Below are 244 nucleotides of genomic sequence, written 5' to 3' on the forward strand. Positions count from 1 at the left end.
GGCCCGCACCGCCGACATCGACTGGGCCGGCCTGGGGCGTCGCTACGTCGAATCCACGCGGCCGCTCACCGGCCAGCGCCCGCGGTTCGTGGACAAGCTGCCGCACAATTTCCTCTACATCGGCCACATCCTGCACGCCTTGCCGGCGGCGCGCGTGGTGCTCATGCGACGGCACCCACTGGACAGCTGCCTGAGCAACTTCCGCCAGCTCTTCGCCCTGGGATCGCCGTTCACGCGCTATGCC

General features: G+C 69.7%; 1 protein-coding gene. It reads left to right on the forward strand.

The window, feature by feature from the left end; genetic code table 11:
• The coding region (locus tag SB775_RS32850) for a sulfotransferase family protein (RefSeq protein ID WP_410865482.1) at positions 1–244 on the forward strand (244 nt) is incomplete at both ends.

This window comes from Peribacillus sp. SIMBA_075 (genome assembly GCF_046534585.1).